General features: G+C 65.1%; 8 protein-coding genes. 7 read left to right on the top strand and 1 reads right to left on the bottom strand.

Features of this window, described 5'->3' with window-relative positions; translation table 11 throughout:
- Positions 1-214 precede the first annotated feature (214 nt).
- Genes SAS01S_RS21070 through SAS01S_RS21050 form a run of 5 tightly spaced genes read left to right on the top strand, consistent with a single transcriptional unit; the run spans position 215 to position 4400 of the window.
- Complete coding sequence (locus SAS01S_RS21070) at positions 215-1132, top strand: SMP-30/gluconolactonase/LRE family protein (RefSeq protein ID WP_066813043.1); 918 nt, start codon at positions 215-217, stop codon at positions 1130-1132.
- A 5-nt stretch (positions 1133-1137) separates the two neighbouring features.
- Positions 1138-1878 (top strand): glutathione S-transferase family protein, encoded by a 741-nt coding sequence (locus SAS01S_RS21065; RefSeq protein ID WP_066813042.1) that lies wholly within the window; start codon positions 1138-1140, stop codon positions 1876-1878.
- 14 nt (positions 1879-1892) lie between these two features.
- Positions 1893-2990 (top strand): DUF2855 family protein, encoded by a 1098-nt coding sequence (locus SAS01S_RS21060; protein ID WP_066813039.1) that lies wholly within the window; start codon positions 1893-1895, stop codon positions 2988-2990.
- Positions 2987-3643, top strand: coding sequence for an HAD-IA family hydrolase (locus SAS01S_RS21055; protein WP_066813037.1), 657 nt, complete (start codon positions 2987-2989; stop codon positions 3641-3643). Before SAS01S_RS21060 ends, SAS01S_RS21055 begins: the two co-directional genes overlap by 4 nt.
- Positions 3644-3701: 58 nt before the next feature.
- On the top strand, positions 3702-4400 hold the full coding sequence (locus SAS01S_RS21050; RefSeq protein WP_174544998.1) for a VIT1/CCC1 transporter family protein: 699 nt from the start codon (positions 3702-3704) through the stop codon (positions 4398-4400).
- Between the two features lie 66 nt (positions 4401-4466).
- Here the strand turns inward: SAS01S_RS21050 and SAS01S_RS21045 are convergent, their stop codons facing one another.
- Positions 4467-5063 (bottom strand): outer membrane protein, encoded by a 597-nt coding sequence (locus SAS01S_RS21045; protein ID WP_066813035.1) that lies wholly within the window; start codon positions 5061-5063, stop codon positions 4467-4469.
- Positions 5064-5283: 220 nt separating this feature from the next.
- Between SAS01S_RS21045 and SAS01S_RS21040 the strand changes: the two genes are divergently transcribed.
- Both SAS01S_RS21040 and SAS01S_RS23210 read left to right on the top strand, forming a co-directional pair.
- Complete coding sequence (locus SAS01S_RS21040; protein ID WP_066813048.1) at positions 5284-5994, top strand: CoA transferase subunit A; 711 nt, start codon at positions 5284-5286, stop codon at positions 5992-5994.
- Positions 5991-6798 (top strand): HAD family acid phosphatase (locus tag SAS01S_RS23210; protein ID WP_281179345.1); only part of this gene is annotated, 808 nt, incomplete at its 3' end. The genes SAS01S_RS21040 and SAS01S_RS23210, both read left to right, overlap by 4 nt.

Genomic DNA, 6798 nt, shown 5'->3' with positions numbered 1-6798 from the left:
GCCGCGAAGCGGCGGGAGGGTGAGGGTCTTCATTCTTCTTCATCGCTCAGAACCGCTTGGAAGAAGAAAGAAGACCCTCACCCAACCCTCTCCCGTAAACGGGAGAGGGCTAGAAAACTTCATCCCTAAACCGCCTTCCTTTTACCCACCGGACGCGGCATGACCGTTTCGAAGACCGGGTACGTAGCTCGGCCATGAAGAGCGGGAGTGGTGCATGGAGATCGTCGCCAGCGGATTGCGTTTCCCGGAAGGCCCGGTGGCGATGGCCGATGGCAGCGTCATCCTGGTCGAGATCGCCGCCGGCCGCATAACCCGGGTCCGCCCCGACGGCGCCAAGGAAACTGTGGCCGAACCCGGTGGTGGTCCCAACGGGCTGGCGATCGGCCCCGACGGCAAGCTCTATTGCTGTAACAATGGCGGCTTCGAGTATATCGAGAATAACGGCATGCTCGCGCCGCATGGCATCGCCACGGACTATTCGGGCGGGCGGATCGAGCGGATCGACATCGCCACCGGCGCGGTGGAAATTCTCTACAAGTCGGGCGATTTCGGCTGTGTGCTGCGCGGTCCCAACGATATCGTGTTCGACGGTGAGGGCGGCTTCTGGTTCACCGATCACGGCAAGGTCGATTACGATAAGCGCTGCCACGACATTGTCGGGATTTTCTACGGCAAGGTCGACGGCAGCCATCTCGAGGAAGTGATCTTCCCCAGCCAGAACCCCAATGGCGTCGGCCTGTCGCCCGACGGCAAGCGGCTCTACGCGGCGGAAACCTATACCTGCCGGCTGATGGCGTTCAACGTGATCGCCCCGGGCAAGGTCGACGGCAGCGCCGGTCCCGGCGGTCCCGGCATCCCGCTCTATCGCCCCGCCGGGTACAAATTCTTCGACTCGCTCGGCATCGAGGAGAATGGCAATATCTGCGTCGCGACGATTGGCGAATGCGGTATTTCGGTGATTTCGCCCTATGGTGAGCTGGTCGAGTTCGTCGCCACCGACGACATCTTCACCACCAACATTTGTTGGGGCGGGGCGGATATGATGGATGCTTATATCTGCCTGTCGGGGACCGGGCGTCTCGCCAAGCTCCGCTGGCCGCGCCCCGGCCTCAAGCTCAACTATAACGGATAGGCATCATGCTGCGGATCATTGGCAATCACGTCTCGCCTTATGCGCGCAAGGTCTTCCTGGCGCTCGACCATAAGGGCGTGGACTATGAGATCGACCCGATCGTGCCGTTTTTCGGCGGCGACGAATTCACCCGGCTCAATCCCCTCCGGCGTATTCCGGTCCTGATTGACGGCGATCTGGTGATCCCGGATTCAACCGTGATCTGCGAATATCTCGACGATCGCTACCCGGACAAACCGCTCTATCCGGCCGATCCCGCCCAGCGGGCGCGGGCTCGCTGGCTGGAGGAATTCGCCGACAGCCGCTTGGGCGACGTGATGATCTGGAAGCTGTTCTTCCAGCGCAACGTGAAGCCGCGCGTGTGGAAGCAGGAGACCGATGAGGATCTCGTCGCCGCCGTCCTCACCGGCGATTTGCCCGAAATCATGGATTGGCTCGAGCCCCAGGCGCCGGTCGCCGGCTTCGTGTTCGACGATCTGTCGATGATCGACCTGACCTTCGCGAGCTTCTTCCGCAACGCGGCGCTCGCCGGCTGGACCCCCGACGCCGCGCGCTGGCCGCGCACCGCCGCCTGGATCGACCATGTCTTTGCGACGCCGCTGTTCGCGCGGTCGGTGATGGTCGAACAGATCATGCTGACCACGCGCGGCGCCGATCAGCGAGCGGCGCTGGAGACGGCGGGATTGAAGGTTGCGGATTCGAGCGTTCGGGGCGACATAGCGCGACGCGGACCCATGTCGGTTTGACGCAGGAGAACATCATGGGCCGCTGGCAAATCGAGATCGCGCGCGACGACATCGCGCAGGCGGAAATCGCCGAGCTGCCCGACCGCGCGCCGGCGCCGGGTGAGGCCGAATTCGCGATCGATCTGGTAGCGCTGACCGCCAACAATATCACGTATGCCGCCTTGGGCCAGAAGACCCCGTTCCTCGGGCCCGACGCAGGCTATTGGGACTTTTTCTCCCCGCGCGACGAGCCGGGCCGGCTGCCGGTCTGGGGATTCGCGACGGCGACGCGGTCGGCGGCCGAGGGTATTTCGGTGGGTGACCGCTTCTACGGCTATTGGCCGCTCGCCAGCCATGCCGTGCTTGCCGCCGACCAAATCCGCGGCACCGGATTCACCGAGGTGACGCCACGCCGCGTGTCGTTGCCGGCCGCCTATAACCAATATTCGCGGTTGAAGGCGCTGGGCGATCACCGTGAGACCGATCACGATTGGTGGCCGGTCTATCGCCCGTTGTTCCTGACCGGCTGGCTGATCGCGGATCAGTTCGAGGACGAAGACGATTTCGATGCCGAGACGATCATCGTCAGCGGTGCGTCGAGCAAGACCGCGCTCAGCTTCGCGCATGTGATGAAGACGCGGGGAGAGGCGCCGCGGCTGGTCGCACTTGCCTCATCGCGGAGCGCCGCCTTTACGGCCGACACCGGATTGTACGATCAGGTCGTCGACTATGACGCGATCGACACCATTGAGGCCGAGGGAAAGGTCGCCCTGGTCGACTTCGCCGGCAATCCGGCGGCGACGCGCGCGGTGCATGAACGCTTCGGCGATGCGCTGGCGGTCGATATGATCGTCGGCATCACGCATTGGGATGCCGAGCGTGGCGGCGCGGCGCTGCCGGGACCGCGCCCGATCGGATTCTTCGCGCCAGGCAGGATGAAGAAGCGCTCGAAGGACTGGGGCGCGCATGGCTTGCGCCGGCAGAGCGAAGACGCGTGGCTCGACTTCATGCCCACGGCCAGGCGGCTGACCGCGATCGAGCGCCGCCCGGGCGCCGAGGCTGCGCTTACAGCCTATCGCGATGCGGTGGCCGGGAATGTCGATCCGCGCATTGGTCTGCTCATCGAACCATGACGCGCGACACGGTGATCTTCGACTTCGGCGGGGTGATCACCTCTTCGCCGTTCGAAGCGTTCAACCGGATGGAGGCGGAGCGGGGCCTGCCGCACAATCTCGTCCGCCGGATCAATTCGGCCAATCCCGACGCCAATGCCTGGGCGCTGTTCGAGCGCGCCGAGATCGACGCCGCGTCGTTCGACTCCCTGTTTGCGGAAGAGGCACGCGCCTTGGGTCATGAGCTTCCCGGGCGAGACGTCCTCGCGCTTTTGTCGGGCGACATCCGTCCGGACATGGTCGCCGCGCTCGATTGGCTAAAGGCGAACGGCTATCGCATCGGCTGCATCACCAACAACGTTCCCGCTGGCCACGGCGCCCAGATGTCGTCGACCGCGGAAAAGGCCGAGGCGATCGCGGCGATCATGGCGCGGTTCGACCATGTCGTCGAAAGCTCCAAAATCGGTATCCGCAAGCCCGATCCGGCAATCTATCGCCTGGCCTGCGACGCGCTGGGCGTGACGCCCGACCACTGCGTCTATCTCGATGATCTCGGCATCAACTGCAAACCCGCCGCGGCGCTCGGTATGGCGGCGATCAAGGTTTCCTCCGGTGAGCAGGCGCTAGCCGATCTCGAGACGGCGCTCGGCCTTGAAAGCGGCACGCTGCGCTGAAAGGTCTTCGCGGAACTCCTTATTGTTTCGAGCCGGAAACAATTTACGAAAGGGGCGAATGGCGATCCGACGACACCGCGAACGGCATCTGGTCCAGCGCATCGGCTGGCTGCGCGCGGCCGTGCTTGGCGCAAATGACGGTATCCTATCGACCGCCAGCCTGATCGTCGGGGTCGCCGCCGCCAATGCCGACCGCACCACCGTCCTGTTGACCGGGATTTCGGGGCTCGCCGCCGGTGCCCTGTCGATGGCGGCGGGCGAATATGTGTCGGTCAGCAGCCAGGCCGATACCGAACGCGCCGACATTGCGCGCGAAACCGCGGAATTGTCCGACGAGCCCGAAGCCGAACGGCAGGAGCTCGCCGCCATCTATCGCCAACGCGGGCTCGACCATGATCTGTCGCTTCAGGTAGCCGATCAGTTGATGGCGCACGATGCACTGGGTGCGCACCTGCGCGACGAACTCGGGATCAGCGAGGACCTCACCGCGCGGCCGGTCCAGGCCGCGCTCGCCTCCGCCGCCAGTTTCGCCACCGGAGCGATCGTCCCGGTGCTGATGACCTTGCTGTTCGGCGGCCGCTCGCTGGTCGTGGCGGTGATGGCCGTCACGCTCGTGCTGCTCGCCGCGACCGGCGCGATCGGAGCCCGGGCCGGCGGCGCGAGCCAGATGCGCGGGGCGATACGCGTCGTGTTCTGGGGCGCGCTCGCAATGGCGGTCACCGCCGCCATCGGTCATTTGTTCGGCACGCAGGTTTAAAAACGAAAAAGGCCGCGCGAGCTTCCCCGCGCGGCCCCTGCTGTCCGTTAGATTTTGATCGTCAGATCAGAACTTCACGCCGAAGCCGATCACGCCCTGGTGACGGGCCAAATCGGTGTCCGAATAGTTGGTGTAACGATATTCGGCGCGGACGAGCATGTTCTTCGCCACCGGCAGTTCGACGCCGGTGCCGACGCGCCAGCCGTCCGAATTACCGCTATCCTTGGTGGTGACGCCGCCGGCGGTGTAGGTGCCGGTGATCCGGCCATTGGCATAGCCACCCTTGACGTAGAGCAGCGCCTTGTTGCCGACGACGACACCGGCGCGGACGCCGGCATAGAGATCGCGGCCTGCCTTGACGCAGACGCGGTCGCCCGCGGCGATGACGTTGTTGGCGCAATCCTTGGCGGTCGAGCCGTCGATTTCGCCTTCGACGCCGAACACCGCATTGCCCGACTGCACGTCATAGCCGACGACACCGCCATAAGTCAGACCGGTCTCATTCTGGATCGAGCTGGTGACGCGGTCGATGCCGGTCACCGCGAGGATCTTGAAGCCCTGGAATTCCTTGCCCTCGGGGGCGGAAGCGGGGGCATCCTGCGCGAGAGCAGGGGTAGCGATGGCGGCACTGGCCAACAGGGCGGACGCGATAACGAAACGCATAAAAACTCCTGTAAAAACAAAAACCGGAGGGCCTCGCGACCCCCCGGTTCGTCGCGTGTTGGACACGCTTCGTGGCGGGATTTGGGCGGATGCGATGAGCGACCGCCGCTATTTTGCCGCACATGCGAACAGTGAGTCCGGCTCGATCGCAATGTCGGTGGCCCCGCTTGCTCCTTGTCGCGCCGCCATCTATTCGGCGCGCATCACCCAAGGAGTCCGCATGGCCCGTAAGCTTTATTCCGATGCCGCTTCGGCGCTCGATGGCGTGTTGTTCGACGGCATGACGATCTGTGCCGGCGGGTTCGGCCTGTGCGGCATTCCCGAACGCCTGATCGACGCGATCCGCGACGCCGGGACCAAGGACCTGACCATCGCCAGCAACAATGCCGGCGTCGACGGGGAAGGTCTCGGCAAGCTGCTCCGCACCCGCCAGGTGAAGAAGATGATCAGTTCCTATGTCGGTGAAAACAAGGAATTCGAGCGTCAATATCTGGCCGGCGAGCTCGAGGTCGAATTCTGCCCCCAGGGCACGCTCGCCGAACGCTGCCGCGCGGGCGGCGCCGGCATCCCCGGCTTCTATACCAAGACCGGGGTCGGCACCCAGGTCGCCGAGGGCAAGGAAGTGAAGACGTTCGACGGCGAGGACTATATCCTCGAACGCGGCATCCGCGCCGACCTGGCGATCGTCAAGGGCTGGAAGGCCGACGAGGCCGGCAACCTCATCTTTCGCAAGACCGCGCGCAATTTTAATCAGCCGATGGCGACCGCCGGCAAGGTCTGCGTGGCCGAAGTCGAGGAAATCGTTCCGGTCGGCAGCTTCGATCCCGATCAGGTCCACTTGCCCGGCATCTATGTGAACCGGCTGATCCTCGGCAGCCCCTACGACAAGAAGATCGAATTCCGCACCGTGCGCGAGCGGACAGCGGCGTGAGCAAAGGGCGCTTCGCACTGCTGATGCTGCTCGTCGGCAGCACCGCGACCAGCGGGTGCGTCGCTGCCGCTGTGCCGGTGCTGGCGGCGGGCGCGATCGGCAAGAAGCAGTTCTTCGGCAAGAAGGATGAGGATCTGCCGTCGGCGACCCCGCCGGCGGTCGCGGCCGCCGGCGCGCAGGCCGTGCCGACCGGAGTCCCGGCGGCGGACGCGATTCCCTCTGCCGGCCCGGCCACGCCAGCGACACCTCCGCTACCGGCGCCGGGCACCGTGCCGCCGGGAATGCAATATCTCTACGGCTCGGGCGAAGCGTCGGCGGTGTCGATCCAGGCCTATCTTACGCTGACCGATTTCCTGGTCGCGCGCGGCGGCGATTTCGCGGTTGGTCATCCGGTCTCGTCGGTCGTGCTCGCGCCCGACGCGACGTTGGACGCGCCCAAGTTCCTCAAATGCGGCCCCAGGCAGCGCCCCGCGGTCGTGCTCGACATCGACGAGACCGCGCTGCTGAACCTCGGCTACGAAGCCGACGACAGCCAGCGTAGCGGCGCGTATGACCAGAAGCGCTGGGATCGCTGGGAGGCAAGCGGGGTAACCGCGGTCAACCCCGTCCCTGGCGTGCTCGACGCGTTGCGGGCGGCGCGTGCCAGCGGCATCGAAGTGGTGTTCAACTCCAATCGCGCCTCGGCCAATGCCTCGGCGACGATCGATGCGCTCACCCTGGCCGGCTTGGGCCCTGTGGTTCACCTGCAAAATCTGTGGCTGAAAGGCGACGACGCGACTGGCGGGAGCGGCAAGGATGCCCGCC

The sequence above is a fragment of the Sphingomonas asaccharolytica NBRC 15499 genome (assembly GCF_001598355.1).
In the GTDB taxonomy this organism is placed as follows: Bacteria; Pseudomonadota; Alphaproteobacteria; order Sphingomonadales; family Sphingomonadaceae; genus Sphingomonas; species Sphingomonas asaccharolytica.
This window is presented reverse-complemented; position numbering and strand designations above follow the sequence as displayed.